Raw genomic sequence first — 21,031 nt, 5'->3', positions numbered from 1 at the left:
CTCCAACCAAGTGCGGCAAGTGCCGAGTCCCCAGATTAACGTGCGGGGCGTCAGCAAAGCCGACAGGGTCGCAAGGCTCAGGCCCGGCGGCCCACCGCACTGGTGTCGGACTGCGGGCGGACCAGCTCGACACCGTCCCCGACGTTGACGGTGACGACGGCCGTCGCCTGGAACAGCCCGTAGAAGTCGTCGGTCCTGGCGAACGTGTGCGCGCGGGCGAACAGCGGCTGCACGTCGAACACCCGCACCCGCAGCTTCTCCCGGCTGAGCCGGCCGAGCTCGCGGCCGGACTCCGGGTCGGTGATCACCTGATCCGGCTCGCCGTGCACGGCAAAGATCATCCCGGGCGTCACGCCGGCCTGCGCGCCGCGATTGATCACCAGGGTGTAGTCGTCCTCGATGAAGGCGACCTGACCGTTCACGACGCCGCCAGCGTGGAGCCGGCGCGAATGCGCGGCCGGGTGCTCTGCTGGTCGATCGACAGCAGCGCGTCGATCTGGCTCGCCGGTTCCTGCTCGGTGCCCAGCGTGAGATCGACCGCCGTCTTGGCCTGGAACAACGCGATCATGGCGTGCTGGTGGCGTTCGGCGCCGAACGCGTTGAGCGCGAACGTGAGTTTCTGGTCGACGTACTCGACCGAACGGTGCAGGTCGGACGTCGCGGGTTCGGCCGGTGCGCCGTACCAGCGATGCGCCAGGGCGCCCAGGCTGAAGGCGCACACCGGCACCACCACGACGATGCAGGCCACCGCCACCGCGCGGGGCAGGGCGATCGCGCCGACGATGCCGAGCAACATTGCGACGGTCACGAACGTGATCAGCCGCAGTTTCGGCGGCACACCCTCGACGGCACGGGCCAGCTGCCGGGCCGCGCTCGCGCCGGCCTGGGCGGCGCGCGTACCGGCCTGGGCGGCCAGGCGGCCCGCCTCGTCGACGTGTTTGCGGGTCACCGGCGAGGTGGGCATCGACCAGACCCGACGTGCCGGGCCGGCCTGCGGGGCACCGGCCGACTCGGGGGCCGGCACGCTGTCTGTCACATTCGCATCATCAGCCACATCCGTATCATTCCGCGTTTGCCGCCCATAACCCGGTTCGGCACGCCGACAAACGAGGCCGGAGGTACGCGCGTAGACTCGCAAACCAGAACCTCCGGTCAACGGGCATAGCAGGCATACAGTGCGCCAAAGGTGCGTAGCGGTTCGTCATCGAACAACACTCGCCACCGAAAGGGCATGCCGTGCAACGTTTTTCTCTCCGATCGGCCCACCATGGCTGACCGTCGCCTGAAAGGCAGCCGCCTCGGGGCCGTCAGCTACGAAACGGACCGCAACATCGGCTTGCCGGCGCACCAGGTGGCGCGCTATCGCACCGCCAACGGCAGCGAATTCGACGTACCGTTCGCCGACGACGCCGATGTCCCGGGCACCTGGTCATGCCGCAACGGCATGGAGGGCATCCTGGTCAACGGTGTGGCGCCGGAGCCGAAAACGGTCAAGGCCGTGCGCACCCATTGGGACATGGTGCGCGAACGTCGGTCCATGGAGGATCTGGAAGCGTTGTTCAACGAACGCCTGAAGATCATCGAGTCGGTGCGCCGGGGCACATAGCGCTCACTCCCGGGCCACCTCGGTCAGCGCTCGGTCCAGATTGTTCAGCGCGCGCACCGCACCGCGCACCGGTCCGGGCGGGATGTCGGAGGAGCCCATCACCTCCATGATCATCGCCGTCGTCGGCGTCTCCGGCGCGGCGGCACCGTCGCCGGCCACCAAGAGCTTGACCTCGGCGACCGTCGCGCACACCTGGTCGGCGGCCTTGCGCAGTGCCACGGCCGTCGCCTCGGGCGGCGCGGTGTCTGCGTCCGCCCGGGCGGCGTTGACCCCGGCGCGGGCCAGGGCATGTGCAGACCGGTTGCCGGCCTGCAGGCCGCGCACCAGCCGCTGCACACCGCGACGGCTGCGCACGGCGGGCCCCATCTGCAACGGCTTACCCGCCTTCACCACCTCTTGCAGCGCGTTGTCCAGGCTGCGGGTCTCGGCCACCAGATCGGTCTCGCCGCCCGGCGCCAACACCGACGCGATGCCCGCGTCGATCACCTCGGTCAGTCGGTCGAAGTACTCACCGGTCTTCTCGATGAACGTCGCGCGGGTGCCCGTCGTGAACACGAAGAACGCAGACGCGATGCCGACCAGACCGCCGACCGCGGTTTCGGCGACGCGCAGCTCGAGCACCTCAACACTGAAGTTGCCCAACAGCCCGTACAACATGGCCAGCACGACGGTGACGAAGAACGTCAGCCAGGCGTAGGCGACGGTGACCAGATAGAACGCGCAGAACACGCAGACGACCAAGACGATGATCTGCATCGGCGGGTTCTGCCCGATCAGCGTGGCCAGCAGCACCCCGGCGGCCACCCCGGCGACCGTTCCCACGATGCGATGCCCTGCGCGCGTGAGGATTTCGCCGCGGGTCGAGACCCCGGTGAACACCAGGAACGCGGTGAGCACCGCCCAGTACCAGCGATCCGGCGAGATCAGCTCGCCCAGGACGGTGGCGGCCGACGTCGCGACGGCCACCTGGATGGCGGCCTTGGTGTGCGTATCCAGACCCGTCTGCGAGTCGTCGTCGGGGGACTCGCGATCCGGCGCTGCGGCATCGCTCGTGCCCAGCGCGTTGGTGGTGATGTGGTGGATGGCGAGGTGCGCCTGCAGCGCACGGTAGGCCACCACCGTGGCGATCCCTTCCGGGGTGGACGTGTCGGCACGGTCGGCCGCCGCGGCCGCGGACTTGCGGGCAGCGCGAAGTTGGTCTTCGGAAGGGTTGTGCTGCAAGCACACTCGCAATGCGGCAACGGCGTCGAGCAATCCGTCCGGCCAGCTGCGCTCGGAATTCAGGCTCCAGAGCAGACTGGCCAGTTGTTCCACCGAGATCTGGGCGTCGAACACCCGCAGCGCCAGGTCGTTACTGGTGACGCTCAACGTCCGGGCCGCGTCGTGGCGGTCGAGCCAGTCGTCGATCATCAGACCGGTGTCGCCGAGCCGGTCCAACCGACGGCGCAGCACCAACGCGGCCTGGTCGGTCCGTTCGGTGCCGATCGCATCCAGCACCGAGATCGACACCCCACGCAGCGCGCGCACCAGGTGACGCACCTCGGCGCGCGGGCGGTCGGGGAAGACCAGCGTGCGCACCACCAGCGTCGCGCCGATCCCGACGCCGACGGCGGCGGCCAGAATCGGGATCTGAGCGGGCGTGGCGTGGATGAACAACGCGAAGAAGTACGACATGAACGCGACCATCCCCAGCGCGTTGCCGCGCGGGCCGAACCGGCGCACCCAGACCGCGGCGAACAGCACCGCGATGAACCCGATATCGGCCACCCATCCGAACGGGGACAGCACGGCGGCCAGCGCCACGGCACCGACCGCCGGAAAGGGCAGCAGCACAGTGGTGATGACCCGGTGATGTTGTTGCTTGTCCTTCACCGCGGCCGAGGACTGCATGGCCACGATGGCGCCCAACATCGCCACGGTGACCGGCTGATGGGTCACCCGGGTGAACGTCAGCAGCGCGATGATCGCCAGCACCAGCGACAAGGTCGTCGCACCCGCGCTGCGCAGCCGCAGTCTGCCCGGATCGGAATCGACGATGAAGCGTGCAGCGCGGTCGCGAAGCGCTGACGGATGCATCGCTCGATTGTCCGCCACCGCGCCACGCGCGCCGTGACCGGCCGATCGGCGTGCCCCGCACCGGTCGGGTTCGGTCACGGGAGGACGTCACGATCGCCGGAACACAGCGCGCATCCGGGACCGGCGACGGCACCGCTTTTCGTATCGCGGATATCGGGTACCCCCGACGAGGAGGTTCTTGGTGCCGGCAGTGCTCGTGGATACCGACGACCTCGGCGTCGCCGAGGCCGCGCTGACCGCGCACTACGCCAAAATCCGGATGTCGGCGGTGGCGGCACCGTCCGCCCGAACCCGCATCACCTCGGCCGAGATCGGCAAGGTGGCGGCACAGCGGATCGAATTCGGGTTCAGTTTCCGGTACGACATCGACCCCCTGGAGAAGCTCGCCATCTGCCTGGTGGAAGCCGGCGCCGTGGAACAACGCCTGCCGGGCCGATCTCCGGAAACCGGTGGACCGGGGGACGTCGTGGCCTGCGGTGTGCACGACGATCTGCCGTTCAGCGGTTCGGTGCGGGCCGGCCGGTTCAGCCAGCTGTTCCTCGATCGCACCTTGTTCGACGAGGTGGCGGCGGCCGCACCGCGCGACGACGGCGCCCCCATCCGGTTGACCGCCCTGCAGCCGGTATCGGCTCAGGCCAACGCGCACCTGGCCGGTCTCATCGCCTATGTCCGCGACAACGTCGCCACCGACCCGTTCGTCGCCGAGCATCCGATGGTGACCAGCGCCGTGCAACGCTACGTGGCGGCCAGCGTGCTGTCCGCGTTCCCCAACACCGCGCTGCTGGACCCCACCGCCGCCGACCGCCGCGACAGCACCCCGGTGCTGCTCCAGCGTGCCATCTCGTTCATCGACGACAACGCCGAGCGGGACATCTCACTGACCGACATCGCCCAAGCCGTCTACGTGACACCCCGTGCGCTGCAATACATGTTCCGTAAACACCGCGACTGCACACCCACCGAATACCTTCGGCGGGTGCGCCTGCACCACGCCCATCTCGACCTGATCACCGGGAACCGCGCCTCCACCACGGTGGCCCAGATCGCCCGCAAATGGGGGTTCCTGCACACCAGCCGCTTCTCCGTGTACTACCGCCAGGCCTACGGGCAGAGCCCGCATGTCACCCTGCGCGGTGAATCCGGCTAGGACTGCATCGAACTCAGGTAATACGTCTCGTGCCCGGTGGGGTAGCCGCCGCCGTCGGTGGCGATGTGGACATGGTCGAAGTGGTTGGCGGTCTCGTTGCCGTAGTCCGCGGTCCAGCTGGGGGCACCGATACCGGGATAGAACCCCTGCCGCCAGATCACGTGCAGCACACCCCAGCGTTCGGCGTTGGCCAGGGCGTAGCCGGCGATCTGGTTTCCGAGGTCGATGCCCGCATCGGAGTGATAGTTCGGGATCATCACGTCGATCGCCAGCCCGTTGGGGTGCCACTTCAACGGATCCTGTCGAAAGCCACCGATGGTCTTGATCTCCGGGAACATCATCGCGATGGCGCGCGCCACCCAGATGGTCTTGACCTGCAGTCCGTTCTCGGGCGCCACGCCCTTGTCGAGCGGGAAGTCGAACACCCTGGCCTCGTCGGGCGGCGCGCTGGCGGCCAGCAATTCGGCCTTGGTGGCCGTCACGGCCGGCGCCGGCGCGGCCGACGGCGTGTCCCGAGCGGTGGTCATGCCGGCATCGGGCGCGGGCGTGGTGTTCTGCGCGTAGACGACGGCCGCCGAGACCGCCAGCGACGCCGCGAGCGCCAGCCAGCGCATCGCCGGTCGGGCCCGGCGATCGGCCGACTGCGTTGCGCCCACGACTAGGCACTGTAATCAGGCCGGCGGGAGCCCACCTGCGTTTTATGCTGCCAGCCCAGCCATGCCCATCGATCGTGCCGCGCTCGTCGCCGGCGGCATCCGGCTCGCTTCCGGCGTCTCCTTCCTGGTCGATCCGCTGCGCGCCAACCGCTTGTGGGGTGAACCCAACGACCCGGGACCGTCGGCCCGTCTGCTGCTGCGCTCCATGGGATATCGCGACGCGTTGATCGGCGGGCTGCTGCTGAGCGCCGGGTTGCGCGGCCGGGACACCCGCGGATGGTTCCTGGCCTCCGGCGGCGCCGACGCGGCCGACCTGCTGGGCGGGGTCAGCGTGCACCACGACCTGACCCGAGGGCAGCGGATCATCGGTCTCGGCGGTGCGGTCGTCGGGATCGGCGTCGGACTGTGGGGCGCCACCCGGCGACACACCGAGCCGCCCACCGATTGAGGACTTTGGTCCCTCCAACTTGAGGACTTTGGTCGGATGGACCGGGTGCCTTCGGCAGCTGATTGCGACGCCGGCGCTTCGTAGCGTGTCCGGTATGACCTACGTGATCGGAACCGCCTGTGTGGACGTCATGCACAAGTCATGCGTCGCCGAATGCCCCGTCGACTGCATCTACGAGGGCGCCCGCACGATGTACATCAACCCCGGCGAATGCGTCGACTGCGGCGCCTGCCGGATCGCCTGCGAGGCCGATGCCATCTACTACGAAACCGATCTACCCGAGGACCAGCTGGCGCACCTGGTGGACAACGCGGCCTTCTTCGACGAGGTGCTGCCCGGCCGGGACGAGCCGCTCGGCGCACCCGGCGGAGCGGCCGGACTCGGACGGGTTGGGGCGGACACCCCGTTGGTCGCCGCCCTGCCCTGAATCTCTCATTCCCGTCGCTTCGCTCGCCCAGGGAATTTCGCCGCGTCGCTTCGCTCGCCGAGGGCAACATCGCGTAGTCCTACTCATCCCCTGGAGCACGTCTTCGGGCAGGCTGGTCCCATGGCGCTCACCGAACCCGTGACTCCGCTCTCCGACGCCGCCACCCCGGGCCGCGACCGGGCCATCGACGTGGCCCGGCTCGCCGCCCTGGTGGTGGTGATGTTCGGCCACAGCGCGTTGCTGCTGGCCACCATCGACGACAGCGGGCTGCGGATCGGCAACATCCTGGGCGAGCTGCCGGCGCTGGCGCCCATCACCTGGGTGGTGCAGGTGATGCCGTTGTTCTTTCTGGCCGGCGGTGCTGCCGGTGCGTACGGCTGGCATCCCGGCCGAACCTCTTGGGGCACATGGCTGTTCACCAGGGCGCAGCGGCTGTGCCGCCCGGTGTTCTGGTACCTGGCGTTCTGGACGGCGGCCCTGGTGATCGCCCGTGCCGTGCTCGGCGCGGAGTCTGCGGCCGGACTCGGCCGCGAATGCGTGGCCCTGCTGTGGTTCCTCGGGGTCTACCTGGTGGTGCTGGCGTTCGTGCCGGCGCTGACCCGGCTGCGCGGGCTGGGGTCCACCACGGCGGTGGTGCTCGGCCTGATCCTGGTCGCCGCGGCGTTCGACACCCTGCGCCTGGCGCTGGACAACCCGGAAGCCGGGCTGGCCAACTTCGTCGTCGTATGGCTCATCCCGATGGTCATCGGCGTCGGATACGCCCGCGGGTTGATGCGTCCGCTCGTCGCGCTGGCGGGCGCGGCCGTCGCTCTGGCGGCCCAGGTGCTGCTGGCCGTGACCGGACCTTACGACGTGTCCCTGGTGGTGACCGGAACCGAGCGGATGTCCAACGTGTCACCCCCGACCACGCTGCTGGCCCTGCACTGCACTTGGATGTCACTGCTGTTCGTGGCCGCGGCCGGGCCGATCCGGCGGTGGGCGCAGCGACCCCGGGTGTGGGCCGTCGTCGCGACCGGCAACGCCGGCGCCATGACGCTCTACCTGTGGCACATCCCGGCCATCGCGGTGGCCACCTTCGGCCTGCACGCGGGCGGCTTGGACGCCTACGACGTGCACGCCGCGGGCTTCTGGGGGCTGCTGGCGCTGCGGGCGGTGGTGTTCGCCGTGGTGATGACCGGGCTGTTCCTGCTGCTGTCACCGCTGGAGCACCGCCGGCTGCCCTGGTGGGACCGACCGGCTGCCGCCACCGGTGCCCGTTCGGTGGCCGCGGGCGCGCTGGTCTGCGCGGCCGGGGTGGCGTTGCTGCTGATGGCGAAGTTCGGGCTGAGCGGGGCCGCCGGCTACGGCGCGCTGGGCGTGTTCCTGGTGGCGGTCGCCACGGCCCGGCTCGCAGCGGTGTTGCCTCGACCTGTCGCCGTCATTCGGTAGGGTCACCGCGTGAGTCAGAGCGCAGTGCACCCCGTCAAGTCTGTAAACACCCGTCTCGCTGAGGAACTGGGCGTCGCGGAAGGCCAGGTCGCCGCCGCGGTCGCGCTGCTCGACGAGGGGGCCACGGTGCCGTTCATCGCGCGGTACCGCAAAGAGGTCACCGGAAGCCTGGACGACGGTCAGCTGCGCACGCTGGAGGAACGCCTGCAGTATCTGCGCGAGCTGGACCAGCGCCGCGACGCCGTGCTGGCCTCCATCGAGGAGCAGGGCAAGCTGACCGACGAGTTGAAGGCCGCGTTGCTGGCCGCCGACACCAAGGCCCGCATCGAGGACATCTATCTGCCGTACAAACCGAAGCGGCGTACCAAGGCGCAGATCGCCAGGGAAGCGGGACTGGAGCCGCTGGCCGACCGGCTGCTCGCCGACCCGTCGGTGGTGCCCGAGGAGGCGGCCGCGGAGTTCCTGACCGAGGAGGTCGCCGACGCGGCCGCGGCCCTCGACGGTGCCCGGCACATCCTGATCGAGCGGGCCGCCGAGGACGCCGAGTTGGTGGGGGAGGTGCGCGCCAAGTTCTGGTCCGACGGCACGCTGCGCACCCGGGCATGGTCCGACGAGGCCGCGAAAAGCCCTGCCGCGCAGAAGTTCCGCGACTATTTCGAGTTCGCCGAGCCGCTGGAGAACATGCCGTCACACCGGGTGCTGGCCGTGCTGCGCGGCGAGAAGGAGGAGGCGCTCGCGCTGACCTTCGACGGCGGTGACGACGAGGTGTATCAGGCCAGGATCGCGCAGTCGCTCGGGATCGACATGGCGGCGACGGGCCCGGCGACGCCGTGGCTGGCGGCCACCGTGCGCCTGGCATGGCGCACCAAACTGATGATCTCGGCGTCCGTGGACGCCCGGATCAAGTTGCGGCAGCGGGCCGAAGAACAGGCCGTGGCGGTGTTCGCGCGCAATCTCAAGGACCTGCTGCTGGCCGCGCCCGCCGGTACCCGCACCACGCTGGGCCTGGACCCGGGCTTCCGGACCGGGGTCAAGGTCGCGGTGGTCGACCGCATCGGCAAGGTGGTCGACCACTGCGCCATCTACCCGCACCAGCCGCAGAAACAGTGGGACACCGCCAAGGCCACGCTGGCGGCCCTGGTGGCCCGCCACGGGGTTGAGCTGATCGCGATCGGCAACGGCACCGCCTCCCGCGAAACCGACGCGCTGGCAACCGAACTCATCGCCGATATCCGGGCGGCCGGGGCGCAGCCGCCCACCAAGGCCATGGTCAGCGAGGCCGGCGCGTCGGTGTATTCGGCGTCGGCGTACGCCGCGCACGAACTGCCCGAGCTGGATGTCACCATCCGCGGTGCGGTCTCCATCGCCCGCCGGCTGCAGGACCCGCTGGCCGAATTGGTCAAGATCGACCCGAAGTCCATCGGTGTCGGGCAGTACCAGCACGACATCACCCCGGGCACCCTGGCCCGCAGCCTGGACGCGGTCGTCGAGGATGCGGTGAACGCGGTCGGTGTCGACCTGAACACGGCGTCGGTGCCGCTGCTGTCGCGGGTGTCCGGGGTGACGGAGTCGCTGGCCGAATCCATCGTCGCGCACCGGGAGAAGACCGGCGCCTTCCCCAGCCGCAAAGCCCTGCTGGACGTTCCCCGGCTGGGCCCCAAGGCCTTCGAACAGTGCGCCGGCTTCCTGCGCATCACCGGCGGCGAGGACCCGTTGGACGCCTCCGGTGTGCACCCGGAGTCCTATCCGGTGGTGCGGCGCATCCTGGACCGCGCCGGTGTCACCCTCGGTGAGCTGATCGGCGACGCGCGGACGCTGCGGTCGCTCAAGCCGGGGGAGTTCGCTGACGACCGCTTCGGCATCCCCACGGTCACCGACATCCTGGCCGAGCTGGAGAAGCCCGGCCGTGACCCGCGGCCGGCCTTCTCGACCGCCACCTTCGCCGCCGGGGTGGAGAAGGTCGCCGACCTGAAGGTCGGCATGGTGCTGGAAGGGGTGGTCACCAACGTCGCGGCGTTCGGCGCCTTCGTCGACGTCGGGGTGCATCAGGACGGCCTGGTGCACGTGTCGGCGATGTCGGACCGGTTCGTGTCCGATCCGCATGAGGTGGTCAAGTCCGGTCAGGTGGTTCGGGTCAAGGTCGTCGACGTCGACGTCGAACGGCAGCGCATCGGACTGACCTTGCGGCTCAACGACAACCCGCAGGCCCGGCCCGCCAAGCGGCCCGAGCGGCAGGGTCGGCCCGGCGGCGAGCGGCGCAACCAGAACCGGGGCGGCAGCGGGGCCCGCCAGGACGCCAAGCCGGCGTCGGGGTCGATGGCCGACGCCTTGCGCAAGGCGGGATTCGGGCGTTGAGGTGAGCAGTCGACCCGCCCCATGGGTGCCGGAGCTGCCGGACGACGTGTCACATGGGGCGGGCTGGCTGGACCACGGTTTCCACATCGCCGCGCACGCGCACGCCGACGGTCAGCTGGTGTACGCCGCGTCCGGCGTCGTCGCCACCACCACCGAGCGCGGCACCTGGCTGGCGCCGGCCAACAGGGCGACGTGGACACCACCGGAATTCGTGCACTCCCACCGCTTCTACGGCAAAACCGATATTCGGCTCATGGTGCTGCCCCGCGACTTGTGCGGCGCACTGCCCGCGCGGCCCGTGGTGTTCACCGTCAGTCCGTTGCTGCGAGAAGCGCTGCTGGCGTTGACCTCTCGGCATGATCCACACGCGGCCTCCTACCAACGGCTGCGCGCGGTGGTGATCGACGAATTGGCCGAGGCCGGCGATCAGTCCCTGCACCTGCCGGAGCCCCGCGATGACAGACTGCGCGCCGTCACCGACCTGTTGCGGGCAGACCCGGCCCAGGCGACCACCCTCGATCAGCTGGGGCGCGCGGTCGGCGCGAGCGCCCGCACCCTGAGCCGGCTGTTCGACGAGGAACTGGGCATGGGATTCCAGCGGTGGCGCACGATACTGCGCATTCACCAGGCGCTGCGCTACCTCACCGAAGGCCGGTCGGTGACCGACACCGCCATCGCCTGCGGCTGGGCCAACCCCACCAGCTTCATCGAGGCCTTCAGCGCCCTGGTCGGCCAGACCCCGGGCCGCTACCAGGCGGATCTGGCGACTTAGCGGTATCGGCTGTCCGCTCGGCGGTGGGCCGGATGACCTCGCTGCGGTGACAGTGGTGATCGGCAGAACGCCGGACATCACGAGGAGCAGCACCATGCACAACACTTCAGACCGCACCACCGTCGCGGTGATCGGCGCCGGGGTCGCCGGACTGGCGCTGGGAAACTTCCTGTTACGCAAAGGGATCGGTTGCGTCATCGTCGAACGGCACAGCCGGGATCATGTCGAGGGACGGCAGCGCGCCGGTTCCCTGGACGGCCAGGGGGTGCGGATTCTCGGCGACTGGGACCTGCACGAGGTGGTGGGCGACGCCGTCAGCCACTCCGCCGAACCGGCGGTCATGCCGTTGTACATCGACGGCCGGCCGCAGCCTTGGGCGTTCGGCGACGACGAGCCCGGGGTGTTCTGTCCACAACAGGTGTTGGTGCGAAACCTCATCGGGACGTTCTTGCGAAACGGCGGCGATCTGCGCTTCGGCGCGGACGACGTCGCCATCGACGGGATCGACGGCGCCCGGCCATCGGTGCACTACCGCGACGCCGACGGGGTGTCCCGCCGGATCGGGTGCGAGTACGTGGCCGGCTGCGACGGTGACCGCGGGGTGAGCCGGACGGCCATCCCGGCGGGTGTGCTCACCCGGTATGCGCACGAGCACGGGTTCGCCTGGCTGGCCGTGCTCGCCGACGTTCCCGCCGACCCACCCGCGGTGATGGCGGTGCACCGTCGCGGCTTCGCCGCGCACATCACCCGGGGCGCCGGTCAGAGCCGGTTCTATCTCCAGTGCCCGCTGACCGACACCCTCGAGCACTGGCCGGACACCCGGATCTGGAGCGAACTGGAAGCGCGGTTCGGCAGGCCGGTGCCGGCCGGGCCCATCACCGATCGGCAACTGGTGCCCTTGCGTGGTGTCGTCTACAGCCCGATGAGCTTCGGCAGGCTGTTCCTGCTGGGCGACGCGGCGCACATCGTGTCGCCGATGAGCGCCAAAGGTATGAGCCTGGCCCTGCACGACGCCGATCTGTTCGCCCGAGCGCTGAGCAGCACGATCAACGACGGCGATCCCGAGCCGCTGGCGAGCTACTCCGACACCTGCCTGCGACACACCTGGGACGCCCAGACGGGCGCGGTGTGGATCACCGACGTCATGCACGACGCCGGTGACGCCGCACACGCCGGGGCGTTCCGTCAACAGCTCGCCCGCGCCGAACTGCGGCGCATGCTCGCCTCGGCGGGGGCAGGCAATCCGTTCTGACGGCCCCGACGGCGACCGCGACGCCCCGGTGGCCGGGCGGTGAACATCTGGTGCCCGGCGCGCGATGCTTGCCCGCCGGCGTGGCAGGGTAACCCGCAGGTAACGCGGTGTGGCCGACGGCCGATGGTTCCAGTACGACATCAATTCGGGCCTTTCCTCCGAGATGCCGTGCGGAAGCGAGCAAACTATGCTCGGCGCGGTCGACGGTGCGCCGGAGTGAACAACGTGACAGGAGTTGGGCCAGGGGTGAAGACGGTACTGGGGCTGTCGGTGACTTCGGCCGGTGTCGGCTGGGTTCTCGTCGACGGCGCGGCACCCGAATCGGTCACCCTCGACGACGACTCTTTCGCCGTCGAAACGGCTGATGAGCTGCAGGTACGCGCGCTGGCCGCGGTCCGGGGCGCGGAGTCCATCGCGACGGCCAGCGGCCATGATGTTGAGTCGATCGGCGTCACGTGGAGCGAGGACGTGGCCGCGCAGGCCGCGCAGCTGATCGCGACGCTCAAGGAAGCCGGCTACGCCGACGTCCGTTCGGTGCGGTTGCCGAACGCGACCCCGGCACCGTCGGACAGCGCCGCTCACACCGCGGCCGCGCGGGCGGTCACCTTGACCGAGGCCGATCTGACGGTGCTGCTCGACGTCGATGTGGAGCCGATCGAGTCCGATCCCGGCCCGAGCGACGCGGCGACGGTGGCGGTGCCGCTGCCTCCCGAACTTCCCACCACGCGGTTCACCCCGGCCTACGACGCGGCCAAGGCGGTGGCGACCAATGCCGTGCCCGCGAGCTCGGCCGGCGGTGCGGTGCACCGGCTGCGCGGCTGGATCACGGATGCGCCGCCCGCCCGGCTCGCGTCGATGGCCGGTGCCGCGGCGATTGCCGCGGTGGTCGGACTGCTGGCGGTCGGCTCGCAGTTCGGCGGCCCCGACGGGCCCGCGCCGCTGTCGACGGGGCATCAGCCGGTCAGTCCGGCGGCGGGCACCTCGCAGATCATCAGCTCGGTGCCCGTTCCCGCACCGCCCGCGCAGGAGATGGCCGTACCGGAGCAGGTGGATCCCGAACCCGCCGAGGCGCCGGCGCCCGTGTACTCCGAGCCGATCATGCCGCTGAACGCGGGCCAGCCCGCCGAGATCCCGGTCATTCCCGTGGAGATTCCGCAGCAGCCGGTGCCCGAACAGGTGCCGCCCGCGCCGGTGCCCGCGGTGACACCGTCGGCTCCGCTGCCGCTCGAGCAGGGCACCGGGCCGCTGCCCGGCCCGGCACCCGCCGCGGTTGCCCCGGCACCCGCCGCGATCCAACCCGCACCCGCACCCGCTGCCGTTGCTCCCGCGCCCGCCGCGGTTGCCCCGGCACCCGAGGCGCCGCAGGCCACGCCGGTTCCGCCGGTCGCCGAGCCGGTCCCCGCTCCCGCCCCGGCGCCGGTGGATCCGATTCAGGCCGCCATCAACTCGCTCTTCCCGCCGCCGGCACCGGCGCCCTGATCCATAGGCCGTTACGCCGAGATCGACGAAATACCGCAATTCACTTGCACTTTTCCGCCCAATTGCACGTTTGGGCGAGAAGGGGGCTAGCGCATCGTCGCGAGGTTGTGCCAGAAGTTCTTGAGGCTGTCGGTGCCGCCGAACAGCGTGGTGAAATGCGTCGAGTCGACCAGCACGATGTCGCCGGCGCGGTCCGTGGCCGGCGGCATCCAGATCAGCGCGTTGAATTCGGTGTTGCCCGCGTCGACGAAGGGGTGCGGACGGCCGGTATCGACGGGCTGCGAGCCGAGTAGCCGCAGGTCGGCACTCTCCGGGGCGGTCAACGCGTAGTGCGGCAGATGCGGGTGGAAATTGAAGGTGGTGACGTTGCGCAGCAGGCCCACGTCGTCCAGGTCGAGTCGTGCGTTCAGCGGCGCGATCTCGCGCGTACCGGGGACCACCGCCGGTCGCAGGCCCCAGTTGTTGAACACCGGCACGTCCAGGGCTTTCATCAGCGACCGGGTGTACTGACCGAATCGCTGCTGGCGGGGAACCAGCGGATCGCCGTGGTGCTGGTACTCCACCTGGCGGCGGGGGTAGTCGTCGGTATTGCCGACGTCGTGGTGCGGAGCGAGCAGCAGGCAGGTGCCTTCGCGGCGCAGCCACTGCCGGATCGCCGCGATCTCGTCGGCCGACGCCTGCTGTTGCGACAACAGGTGATCCAACCCGAAAACCATCAGGGTGTCGCAGTCATCGAGAACGCGCTCGTCGATGGGCAATTGGTAGCCGGCCTGGTCGATGCGTTGGAACACTGCCGGCGGGTGCCCGGTGGCCGCCAGCGCCACCTCCTGGAAGGCCAGCGTGGACCGGTGGAAGAGTTCCAGTGTTCCCGCGATGCCCTGCAGAAAGTGCGCGGCGTCGTACTCGGGGGTCTCGTAGGCCGGCCACAGCGCGTTGCGCACCTCGGTGATGGTGGAGAAGCGGTTCTCCATCGCCGCCGGATCGCGTTGTGCCTCCCAGGGATAGCTCCACGTCCAATAGATGCTGATCCTGCGCCGGCCGTTGTGCGGGCGGTGCAGATGGGTCTGGTTGTAGGTGCGTGCGCCTGTCATCTCTGGTCCTCACCGTCGAGTGCTGCCAGGTAGCGCAGGGCGGCGATGCCGGGCAGGAAGAAGTAGGCGCCGCCTCTGAGGGTGGTGAACGCGGGAATGCCCTTGTGCACCTTCCTGATCGGGCGTTTGGGAACGGTGAAGTCCAACGTGCCGTCCTGGCTGCCGCAGATCGGGTCGTGTTCGTTGCCGAGCTCGTGGAAGGTCTTGTCGTTGATCCAGACGTTCTGGGCGAACTCGAACTGGCGTACCAGATCGGCACAGATGATGAACGCCGCGATCCCGCGGTCGACGCCGTCGTCCGGGGCACCTTCGGGAAGTGCCGGACCGTAGGTGGCGCCGCGGCGGATCATCCGGCGCCGGTTCATGTAGTGCGCGGTGTCGCGCGGATTGAGCCTGCGAGCATGCGAACCCAGCGGACAGGCGTAGCCGAACGGGTCCATCTCCTTGTAGCCGAAGTCGTTGTTGCGCATCGGGTCGGCGCCCAGTTCGGGATCGTCCCGGTCCGGCGCCAACACCAGCGGTGCACCGCTGCGCCACCGGCCCATGAACTTGGCGGCCAGCAGGTCCTCGGCCTCGGGCGTCGCGGCGTTCTCCCGCAGGTAGTCGCGGAACACCGCGACGTGCTCTTCGAGGCGCCGGTAGGCCATGTAACTTCCGTTGCGCGACAACACCTCCGGCTGAGGGAGCCGGGTGACGGGCCCGGCTTCGTCGGGATAGCCGAGGATGAACTCGCCCGGTTCGAGAGGATCACCGGAACCGGGAGTCGGCTCTTCGCCGGAGCCTTTCATCACCGGCTGGGACAGGCGGTCCCGGAAGCCGAAATGGTCGTGGGCGTAGTTGAACGGCGGCGTCGCATTCAAATCGAGGTGCGACAGACTGCGCACCCCGTCGGTACGCGCCAACAGCTTGTCGTGTTCCGCGATCGATCGGCGGCATTGTTCTTCGGTGCGGGAGAACAAGATCGCGATCGCATGCAGATCAGCACCGGCCAGTCCGCCCACCCAGTGCTCGGGTGCGCTGGTGCCGGTGTCCCCGAGGATGCCGGCGCGTGATGCCATGCCCTCCCGGAACTCGGCGGGAAAGGTGCCCAGCGAGTCGGCCGGCACACCCAGGGCGCGCAGACCGGACCAGGTGAAGGCGAGCGTCACCCACCGGTCGGATTCGTCCATCGTGGCCGCGGCGTCGGCGGCGGACTGGGTCTTGTCCACCAACTCCGACAGCCAGGCGCGGCCGCCGGCCGGCGTGTCGAAGGTCAGGAATTCGTACCGGCCGGTGAGGGCCGGCGTGCGGGTGAGCAGGATGTGCTGGATATCGTCGAGTTCGAGCACTGCTTCCTCCGGGTACTCGGTCAGCTGGGCGCGCCCTTGGCCCACGCCCAGGCGGCCACCCGCCATCCTTCGGCGACCTTGCGCAGGGCCAGGGTGAACATCGAACCGGTCTGGGTCCTGCTCGCGCCCTTGAGGTCGAATGTCATGGTGGCTGGTGCGACGATGTAGGCGCTGTCACCCTTTTCGTCGTTGTGCAGGGGTTCGCCGAGTGTCACGTGATAGTTCGACGCGCCGAGATGTGCGCTTTCTGCCATCACGTCGCGGTACCAGTCGGCCACCGCGGTGGGTCCAATCCACAGGTGCGGGGCCATGCCGTCGAGGATGGACCCGTCGGAGACGAAGGCGGCCGTCATCGCGTCGACATCGCCGGCGTTGAACGCCGAGAGGTACGCCTGGACGGCCGCGAGCGGGGTGTCACTCACTGCATCTGGTCCAGCATGGTGGAAAAGGCGGCTTTGAGGCGCAACGCCTTCTTGATCTCGTCGGCGGTCACGTACGGATACTCGCCGTATTCCAGGAAACTGGGCACCTGGTGGTCGCGGACGAACTTGATGAAGGCGTCCGGGTTTTCCTTCCAGTCCTCGGGAAAGCCCTCGAGATTGGTGAACACGGTGGTGATGCCGGTCGCGCTGAACAGCTGGACCGCGTCCTCGGTGTACTTGTCGAAGTCGGTGTCGAAGATGCCCATGTATTGGAAGTGCAGCCCGGAACCGACGTCGAAGAGGTTCCACCGCAAGTAGTGCAGCCGCAGCGGGGCCAGCGCATCCGGGCTAGCCGCGATGGTCTCTTCGATCGTCTTGCCGTAGGCGCGGACGGCCTCTTCGCGGCCCTCCTTGACCTTGGCGATGATGGAGAAGCCGTGACAGGCCGGCGTTCGCGGGAAGACGGGGCCGTAGCGCCCGCGTTCCTCGACCAGATAGCCCTCCGGTGGGAGCGCCATGGCGGCCGGTTTGGTCCAATCACGCTCGTCTGCCGCCATCTCGACCTCCGGGCTCGGGCCTGCGATCTGCGAACGCTAGCACCCGGGGTGGTGGCGTACAGGGGGATTCGCGCCCGTCCTCACTCCGACAATAAGCGTAGTGTGTCTAACTATGGCACGCACTGACAATGACACCTGGGATCTGGCCTCCAGCGTCGGCGCCACCGCGACGGTGGTGGCCATGCAGCGGGCGGTGGCCACGCGCGGTCCCCGACCCCTGATCTACGACCCCTATGCCGAACCGCTGGTCTCCGCCGTTGGCGTGGATGCCTTCACCCGGTGCGCCCGCGGGGAGATCGGCATCGCGGCGGGCACCCCGTTCGACGTGCAGCGGATGTCGGACGGTATCGCCGCGCGCACCAAGTACTTCGACGATTTCTTCGCCGATGCCGCTGCGGCCGGTATCCGGCAGGTGGTGATCCTGGCATCCGGCCTGGACGCCCGGGCTTACCGGCTGCGGTGGCCAGCGGACACGGTCGTCTACGAACTGGACCAACCGCAGGTCATCGCGTTCAAGACCGGCGTGCTCGCCGACCAAGGTGCCGTGCCCGCCGTCGAACACCGGCCCATCGGCATCGACCTGCGTGACGACTGGCCGTCCGCCCTGCGCGCCGCGGGTTTCGATCCCACCCGGCCGACCGCATGGATCGCTGAGGGGCTACTGGTCTACCTGCCGCCGGAGGCCCAGGACCGGCTGTTGGACAACATCACTGCCCTCAGTGCCGCGGGCAGCCGAATCGCCGCCGAGAACACCGGGACCATCACGCCCGAGGAACTGCAGAAGATGGCCGATCAGATGAGCGCGGCGCAGCAACAGTGGCAGGACAACGGAATCGACGGTTTCGACGCGGTCGGCCAGATCGACGTCACCGAGCTGTTCTACGCCGGTGAGCGCACCGAGACCGCCGCGTTTCTCGCCGACAGCGGCTGGGATGTCCGGCTGCACAAGAATTCTGAGCTGTACGCGATGTACGGCCTGGGGGAACCGACCGACGGCCTGTCGCCGTTCGGTGACATCACCTACCTGACCGCCGTGCTGGGGTGACGCGCGGCGCTGGACGGTGCGGTCGCGGCTAGGAACGCGTCGCGACGGCGCCGGTGGCCACCGTTTTGGCCCAGCGGTAGTCCGCCTTGCCCGCGGGGGAGCGCACGATCTTGGGCTCGCGAAGGAACGCCTTCGGGATCTTGTATCTGGCCACGGTGCGTCCGCACACCTCGGCCAGGTCCTCGTCGGAGGCCGAGGCGCCCTCGGCGAGCTGGACGATGGCCACCACCTCGCTGCCCCAGCGCTCGGACGGCCGGCCCACGACCACGACGTCGTACACGGCGGGGTGGGCGAGGATGGCCCGTTCGACTTCTTCGACGAAGATCTTCTCGCCGCCGGAGTTGATGGTCACCGAGTCACGGCCGAGGAGCTCGATCCGGCCGTCGGGCAACACGTTTGCCCGGTCGCCGGGCACCGACCAGCGCACGCCGTCGATGGTGGGGAAGGTGCGCGCGGTCTTCTCGGCGTCGCCGAGATAGCCCAGCGGGATCAGGTCGCGGCGGGCCAGCCAGCCCGAGCCCTCACCGGGCGACAACACTCGGCTGAAATCCGCTGCGACGACGGCGGTATCGGGTTGCGGGGTGAATACCGCGGCGAGCCGCGCACCGGGTCCTGCTTCGGGGGTCGATTCACCGGCCGTCGTATACGTGCTCATCTGCGCGCCCGATTCCGAGGCGCCCACCGCGTCGAGCAGCATGATGTGCGGCAGGGCCTTGAGGAGGCGTGCGCGCACGGTGGGGGACAGTGCCGCACCACCATTGGAGACGGTGAACAGGCCGGACAGGTCGTAGTCGCCCTGTTCGATCTCGTCGACGAGGGGCCGGGCCACGGCGTCGCCCACCACCGGAATGCTCAGCACGCGTTCACGTTCGGCCAGCCGCAGGACGTCGGCGGGGCGCAGCCTCTCGACGTCGTCGGGAATGACGATCTTGCCGCCCATCGTGATGGCGTTGTAGGCCGCCCACTGCGCCGCGCCGTGCATGAACGGCGGAATCATCAGCATCGACATCGCACCACCGGCCGAGCGTGCCTTCTCGGCGAGTTCCTCGTAGGACGCCAAGGCCTTGTCGCTGCCGAATGGGCGGCCCCCCATGGACGACAGGAAGATGTCGTGCTGGCGCCACAACACGCCCTTGGGCATGCCGGTGGTGCCACCGGTGTAGAGGATGTAAAGGTCGTCGCCCGACACATCGGGCCGCCCGCCGGGTGGTGTGGGCGTGGCGATGGCCGCTTCGTAGTCCACCGCGCCCGGCAGCAGGGCATGGCCGGAATCGTCGGCGACCTGGATGAGGATCTGCAGGTGTGGCGCGCGGTCGCGGATGGCGGCCACCCGGGGGGCGAATTCGGTGTTGTAGACCAGGGCGCGCGCCTTCGAGTCGTTGAGCAGGTAGATCAGCTCGTCCTCGACGTACCGGAAGCTGACGTTGTACGGGGCCACCCGGGCGCGATAGCCGCCGATCATCGACTCGAGATACTCGTTGCCGTTACGCAGGTAGATGCCGAGATGGTCCTGGCCGGACTGGTGGCCGGCCAGCGTGTCCCGCTCGGCGTGCACCCCGAGGCCCGCGCTCACCAGGAAGTTCGCGAAGCCGTCGACGCGCCGGTCGAACTCGGCATAGCTGAACCGGCGGTCGCGCCAGACCAGGAAGGTCTGGTCCGGAACCGCGGCGGCGACGGTGCCGAAAACGGAGGACAGATTGAAGCTCACGCCGGTCATGGGTGCAGACCATACACCGAAGTCATGACTGTATGGCCGAGATCGGCCGGCTCAGCCCAGCGGATCGCCGTCGACGACATCGGTGATGGTCACGTCGATGGGTCCGGCCGGTGTGCGGCCGCTGTCGTCCAGATCGTCGAGGATCAGCCGGACCGTGTCGAGCACGGTCCGCCGGATGTCGTCGCCGAGTTCGCGCAATTGGGTGCCGTAACTGCCGGTCACGTCGATGTCGATGGCGCGCAGCACCGCACCGTCGAGGGTGAACGCGATACGGGTCGGTTGGCAGACGAACTTGCGGCGCAACTCCCTGGCCAGCAGGTTGCGCAGGGCCTGATCGCTGATGTAGACGACACCGCCGGCGGCGTCCCGGGACGCCCTGATGGGCCAGCCGACCCGCGACGCGGCGTGTACCGCCGCGTGCACCGTCGCGCTGATGGCATCCCAACCGGGCTCGGGCACCGACCGCAGATACGAGGCCGCGCGGTGCAGGAAAGGATCGAACTCCGTCACTGCCACCTCCTCAACAGAACTCGTAATGTCTTGGTAGCCCGCAGATGATGGCCGCGCACGGCATCGGGGCTGAGCTGGAGCACTTCACCGATCTCTGGGAACGTCATCAACTCGATCTCCCGCATCATCCACACCGCACGCTGACGCACCGGCAATTCACCGAGCGCCAATTCCAGGGCATCCAGGAACGCGGCGTTGGAGGCCGCCGTGAACGGGTCGGCCGCGGTGTCCGGTCCGGCCAACGGTTCCAATACCCAGTCTTCGACCGGCTTAGCCCGCTTGAGCCGGTGTGTGTCGGCGATCTTGCGGTAGCAGATCGCGAAAAGCCAAGTGCGCAAAGACGATGCGCCGCGGAAGGTGCCGATCTGCCGCCACGCGGCCACGAAGGTGTCCTGGACGACGTCGGCGACATCGGCTTCGGCGGCGAGCATCCGGCGGGCATACCGATACAGCACCGGGCCGTATCGATTGACGATGGCGTCGAAAGCCTCCCGGTCGCCGAGCGTGGCGGCGACCCGTAAGGCCTCGTCATCGGCGTCGCGTAGGTCGCCTTCGGTTGGCGCTATCACCACACTCCGCTCTCCGGTCACGCTTGGCCGTCCTCGCCCGGCCGTTCTCAACATATATCTCGGGGCCGCGCTGGGCGGAGTCCGGTATGTGTCGCGCATCACGCAATCGGCACGTTCGGTTTGGGACCATTGCTCCGACTACCCCT

The 21,031-nt window shown here is 69.1% G+C and carries 21 protein-coding genes; 10 read left to right on the top strand and 11 right to left on the bottom strand.

Going from position 1 to position 21,031, the window contains the following annotated elements:
- Positions 1–77: 77 nt before the first annotated feature.
- A complete protein-coding gene (locus BN977_RS00975; protein ID WP_036395763.1) occupies positions 78–422 on the bottom strand; it encodes a hypothetical protein in 345 nt (114 codons plus the stop codon).
- Positions 419–1,036 (bottom strand): hypothetical protein, encoded by a 618-nt coding sequence (locus BN977_RS00970; protein ID WP_234709482.1) that lies wholly within the window; start codon positions 1,034–1,036, stop codon positions 419–421. Before BN977_RS00970 ends, BN977_RS00975 begins: the two co-directional genes overlap by 4 nt.
- A 231-nt stretch (positions 1,037–1,267) precedes the next feature.
- Here BN977_RS00970 and BN977_RS00965 point away from each other — a divergent pair, with 231 nt between their 5' ends.
- Entirely contained in the window at positions 1,268–1,606 is a 339-nt protein-coding gene (locus BN977_RS00965) for an RNA polymerase-binding protein RbpA (protein WP_024449685.1), read from the top strand.
- 3 nt (positions 1,607–1,609) lie between these two features.
- Here the strand turns inward: BN977_RS00965 and BN977_RS00960 are convergent, their stop codons facing one another.
- The gene (locus BN977_RS00960; protein ID WP_024449686.1) at positions 1,610–3,682 is read right to left on the bottom strand and encodes an FUSC family protein; all 2,073 of its coding nucleotides are present in this window, start codon (positions 3,680–3,682) and stop codon (positions 1,610–1,612) included.
- 181 nt (positions 3,683–3,863) lie between these two features.
- Here BN977_RS00960 and BN977_RS00955 point away from each other — a divergent pair, with 181 nt between their 5' ends.
- Entirely contained in the window at positions 3,864–4,829 is a 966-nt protein-coding gene (locus BN977_RS00955; protein ID WP_036398186.1) for a helix-turn-helix transcriptional regulator, read from the top strand.
- Here the strand turns inward: BN977_RS00955 and BN977_RS00950 are convergent.
- Positions 4,826–5,443: a VldE C-terminal domain-containing protein gene (locus BN977_RS00950; RefSeq protein WP_036395758.1), complete on the bottom strand. Its 618-nt coding sequence runs from the start codon at positions 5,441–5,443 to the stop codon at positions 4,826–4,828. The two genes, BN977_RS00955 and BN977_RS00950, sit on opposite strands and share 4 nt — an antisense overlap.
- A gap of 103 nt (positions 5,444–5,546) precedes the next feature.
- Here BN977_RS00950 and BN977_RS00945 point away from each other — a divergent pair, with 103 nt between their 5' ends.
- The 7 genes from BN977_RS00945 (at position 5,547) to BN977_RS00915 (ending at position 13,646) form a co-directional block, all read left to right on the top strand.
- Entirely contained in the window at positions 5,547–5,933 is a 387-nt protein-coding gene (locus BN977_RS00945; protein WP_036395757.1) for a DUF4267 domain-containing protein, read from the top strand.
- Positions 5,934–6,027: 94 nt separating this feature from the next.
- Entirely contained in the window at positions 6,028–6,360 is a 333-nt protein-coding gene (gene fdxA / locus BN977_RS00940; RefSeq protein WP_036395755.1) for a ferredoxin, read from the top strand.
- A 120-nt stretch (positions 6,361–6,480) separates the two neighbouring features.
- Positions 6,481–7,788, top strand: a complete 1,308-nt coding sequence (locus BN977_RS00935) for an acyltransferase family protein (protein ID WP_051560943.1) — start codon at positions 6,481–6,483, stop codon at positions 7,786–7,788.
- A gap of 9 nt (positions 7,789–7,797) precedes the next feature.
- Positions 7,798–10,143 (top strand): Tex family protein, encoded by a 2,346-nt coding sequence (locus BN977_RS00930; protein ID WP_036395754.1) that lies wholly within the window; start codon positions 7,798–7,800, stop codon positions 10,141–10,143.
- 1 nt (position 10,144) lies between these two features.
- On the top strand, positions 10,145–10,915 hold the full coding sequence (locus BN977_RS00925; RefSeq protein WP_051560942.1) for an AraC family transcriptional regulator: 771 nt from the start codon (positions 10,145–10,147) through the stop codon (positions 10,913–10,915).
- Between the two features lie 94 nt (positions 10,916–11,009).
- Positions 11,010–12,167, top strand: coding sequence for a 4-hydroxybenzoate 3-monooxygenase (locus BN977_RS00920; RefSeq protein WP_036395749.1), 1,158 nt, complete (start codon positions 11,010–11,012; stop codon positions 12,165–12,167).
- 246 nt (positions 12,168–12,413) lie between these two features.
- Positions 12,414–13,646, top strand: a complete 1,233-nt coding sequence (locus BN977_RS00915; protein ID WP_036395746.1) for a DUF7159 family protein — start codon at positions 12,414–12,416, stop codon at positions 13,644–13,646.
- An 86-nt stretch (positions 13,647–13,732) separates the two neighbouring features.
- Here the strand turns inward: BN977_RS00915 and BN977_RS00910 are convergent, their stop codons facing one another.
- Genes BN977_RS00910 through BN977_RS00895 form a run of 4 tightly spaced genes read right to left on the bottom strand, consistent with a single transcriptional unit; the run spans position 13,733 to position 17,044 of the window.
- A complete protein-coding gene (locus BN977_RS00910; protein WP_036395744.1) occupies positions 13,733–14,737 on the bottom strand; it encodes a hypothetical protein in 1,005 nt (334 codons plus the stop codon).
- Complete coding sequence (locus tag BN977_RS00905; protein WP_036398182.1) at positions 14,734–16,065, bottom strand: Dyp-type peroxidase; 1,332 nt, start codon at positions 16,063–16,065, stop codon at positions 14,734–14,736. The genes BN977_RS00910 and BN977_RS00905 overlap by 4 nt, the downstream gene beginning before the upstream one ends.
- Positions 16,066–16,085: 20 nt before the next feature.
- On the bottom strand, positions 16,086–16,487 hold the full coding sequence (locus BN977_RS00900) for a YybH family protein (protein WP_036395741.1): 402 nt from the start codon (positions 16,485–16,487) through the stop codon (positions 16,086–16,088).
- Positions 16,484–17,044, bottom strand: a complete 561-nt coding sequence (locus BN977_RS00895; RefSeq protein WP_036395739.1) for a hypothetical protein — start codon at positions 17,042–17,044, stop codon at positions 16,484–16,486. The genes BN977_RS00900 and BN977_RS00895 overlap by 4 nt, the downstream gene beginning before the upstream one ends.
- 112 nt (positions 17,045–17,156) lie before the next feature.
- Between BN977_RS00895 and BN977_RS00890 the strand changes: the two genes are divergently transcribed.
- Positions 17,157–18,089, top strand: coding sequence for a class I SAM-dependent methyltransferase (locus BN977_RS00890; RefSeq protein WP_036395738.1), 933 nt, complete (start codon positions 17,157–17,159; stop codon positions 18,087–18,089).
- Between the two features lie 28 nt (positions 18,090–18,117).
- Here BN977_RS00890 and BN977_RS00885 read toward each other — a convergent pair whose 3' ends face one another.
- The 3 genes from BN977_RS00885 to BN977_RS00875 are packed head-to-tail and all read right to left on the bottom strand — an operon-like array spanning position 18,118 to position 20,906.
- Positions 18,118–19,806, bottom strand: a complete 1,689-nt coding sequence (locus tag BN977_RS00885) for an acyl-CoA synthetase (RefSeq protein WP_036395737.1) — start codon at positions 19,804–19,806, stop codon at positions 18,118–18,120.
- 51 nt (positions 19,807–19,857) lie between these two features.
- A complete protein-coding gene (locus BN977_RS00880) occupies positions 19,858–20,316 on the bottom strand; it encodes a hypothetical protein (RefSeq protein ID WP_051251839.1) in 459 nt (152 codons plus the stop codon).
- Complete coding sequence (locus BN977_RS00875; protein ID WP_234709481.1) at positions 20,313–20,906, bottom strand: RNA polymerase sigma factor; 594 nt, start codon at positions 20,904–20,906, stop codon at positions 20,313–20,315. Before BN977_RS00875 ends, BN977_RS00880 begins: the two co-directional genes overlap by 4 nt.
- Positions 20,907–21,031 lie beyond the last annotated feature (125 nt).

The sequence above is a fragment of the Mycolicibacterium cosmeticum genome, assembly GCF_000613185.1.
GTDB lineage: Bacteria > Actinomycetota > Actinomycetes > Mycobacteriales > Mycobacteriaceae > Mycobacterium > Mycobacterium cosmeticum.
This window is presented reverse-complemented; position numbering and strand designations above follow the sequence as displayed.

Bases quoted from the DNA above. Each gene is read 5' to 3' on its own strand.
- BN977_RS00965 (WP_024449685.1), top strand. From the start codon at position 1,268: ATGGCTGACCGTCGCCTGAAAGGCAGCCGCCTCGGGGCCGTCAGCTAC.
- BN977_RS00960 (WP_024449686.1), bottom strand. From the start codon at position 3,682: ATGCATCCGTCAGCGCTTCGCGACCGCGCTGCACGCTTCATCGTCGAT.
- BN977_RS00950 (WP_036395758.1), bottom strand. From the start codon at position 5,443: ATGCGCTGGCTGGCGCTCGCGGCGTCGCTGGCGGTCTCGGCGGCCGTC.
- BN977_RS00945 (WP_036395757.1), top strand. From the start codon at position 5,547: ATGCCCATCGATCGTGCCGCGCTCGTCGCCGGCGGCATCCGGCTCGCT.
- fdxA (WP_036395755.1), top strand. From the start codon at position 6,028: ATGACCTACGTGATCGGAACCGCCTGTGTGGACGTCATGCACAAGTCA.
- BN977_RS00935 (WP_051560943.1), top strand. From the start codon at position 6,481: ATGGCGCTCACCGAACCCGTGACTCCGCTCTCCGACGCCGCCACCCCG.
- BN977_RS00920 (WP_036395749.1), top strand. From the start codon at position 11,010: ATGCACAACACTTCAGACCGCACCACCGTCGCGGTGATCGGCGCCGGG.
- BN977_RS00910 (WP_036395744.1), bottom strand. From the start codon at position 14,737: ATGACAGGCGCACGCACCTACAACCAGACCCATCTGCACCGCCCGCAC.
- BN977_RS00895 (WP_036395739.1), bottom strand. From the start codon at position 17,044: ATGGCGGCAGACGAGCGTGATTGGACCAAACCGGCCGCCATGGCGCTC.
- BN977_RS00890 (WP_036395738.1), top strand. From the start codon at position 17,157: ATGGCACGCACTGACAATGACACCTGGGATCTGGCCTCCAGCGTCGGC.
- BN977_RS00885 (WP_036395737.1), bottom strand. From the start codon at position 19,806: ATGACCGGCGTGAGCTTCAATCTGTCCTCCGTTTTCGGCACCGTCGCC.